Raw genomic sequence first — 1,966 nt, 5'->3', positions numbered from 1 at the left:
GCGGACCGGCGACGGGCCTGTTATTCCAGGACCCAACAGTGTGCCAAAAGACCACCAAACCCCGTACACGATCCACGTTCCAACCACACACGAGGTGCGGCGTACTGGAGAACCATGCCCAGGAAAAGGCGGCCATTGCTTGCTGATATTCCACCCTTGAGCACTCGCCCACCAACACAAGTGGTGGAAACGAGCAGCACTGAACACCCGCAAGGGAAACGCTTTGGAATCCCTGCCTGGTGCTAGTTGCTCCTTAGAAAGGAGGTGATCCAGCCGCACCTTCCGGTACGGCTACCTTGTTACGACTTAGTCCCAATCGCCGGTCCCACCTTCGACGGCTCCCTCCCACAAGGGGTTAGGCCACCGGCTTCGGGTGTTACCAACTTTCGTGACTTGACGGGCGGTGTGTACAAGGCCCGGGAACGTATTCACCGCAGCGTTGCTGATCTGCGATTACTAGCGACTCCGACTTCATGGGGTCGAGTTGCAGACCCCAATCCGAACTGAGACCGGCTTTTTGGGATTAGCTCCACCTCACAGTATCGCAACCCATTGTACCGGCCATTGTAGCATGCGTGAAGCCCAAGACATAAGGGGCATGATGATTTGACGTCGTCCCCACCTTCCTCCGAGTTGACCCCGGCAGTCTCCTATGAGTCCCCGGCATAATCCGCTGGCAACATAGAACGAGGGTTGCGCTCGTTGCGGGACTTAACCCAACATCTCACGACACGAGCTGACGACAACCATGCACCACCTGTGAACCAGCCCCAAAGGGGAAACCGTGTTTCCACGGCGGTCTGGCACATGTCAAGCCTTGGTAAGGTTCTTCGCGTTGCATCGAATTAATCCGCATGCTCCGCCGCTTGTGCGGGCCCCCGTCAATTCCTTTGAGTTTTAGCCTTGCGGCCGTACTCCCCAGGCGGGGCACTTAATGCGTTAGCTACGGCGCGGAAAACGTGGAATGTCCCCCACACCTAGTGCCCAACGTTTACGGCATGGACTACCAGGGTATCTAATCCTGTTCGCTCCCCATGCTTTCGCTCCTCAGCGTCAGTTAATGCCCAGAGACCTGCCTTCGCCATCGGTGTTCCTCCTGATATCTGCGCATTTCACCGCTACACCAGGAATTCCAGTCTCCCCTACATCACTCTAGTCTGCCCGTACCCACCGCAGATCCGAGGTTGAGCCTCGGACTTTCACGGCAGACGCGACAAACCGCCTACGAGCTCTTTACGCCCAATAATTCCGGATAACGCTTGCGCCCTACGTATTACCGCGGCTGCTGGCACGTAGTTAGCCGGCGCTTCTTCTGCAGGTACCGTCACTTTCGCTTCTTCCCTACTGAAAGAGGTTTACAACCCGAAGGCCGTCATCCCTCACGCGGCGTCGCTGCATCAGGCTTTCGCCCATTGTGCAATATTCCCCACTGCTGCCTCCCGTAGGAGTCTGGGCCGTGTCTCAGTCCCAGTGTGGCCGGTCACCCTCTCAGGCCGGCTACCCGTCGTCGCCTTGGTGAGCCATTACCTCACCAACAAGCTGATAGGCCGCGAGTCCATCCCTGACCAAAAAATCTTTCCACCAAGAACCATGCGGTCCACGGTGCATATCCAGTATTAGACCCAGTTTCCCGGGCTTATCCCAGAGTCAGGGGCAGGTTACTCACGTGTTACTCACCCGTTCGCCACTAATCACCTGTGCAAGCACAGGGTCATCGTTCGACTTGCATGTGTTAAGCACGCCGCCAGCGTTCATCCTGAGCCAGGATCAAACTCTCCGTAAAAAAATACAGACACAACCAACACGCCGACTGGAAAAAGTCGGCCGGGTTGCACCAAGCAAAAAAATCCCGGCAAATTGCCCCAGGCATCCACACGGGGGTGCGGACCCTGAAACCATTCACCAATAAAATAAATAAATTGGTATCAACAAACTTGGCACACTATTGAGTTCTCAAACAACAGAC

Annotated in this window: 1 rRNA gene; it reads right to left on the bottom strand. The window is 55.9% G+C overall.

The annotated features are described in order from the left end of the window. Positions 1-257: 257 nt before the first annotated feature. Positions 258-1,783: ribosomal RNA gene (locus ACFY5D_RS22075) — 16S ribosomal RNA — on the bottom strand. Positions 1,784-1,966 lie beyond the last annotated feature (183 nt).

It is taken from the genome of Paeniglutamicibacter sp. NPDC012692 (assembly GCF_042901625.1).
In the GTDB taxonomy this organism is placed as follows: domain Bacteria; phylum Actinomycetota; class Actinomycetes; order Actinomycetales; family Micrococcaceae; genus Paeniglutamicibacter.
The sequence above is the reverse complement of the archived record's forward strand: the minus strand, read 5'-3'. Positions and strand labels throughout refer to the sequence as shown.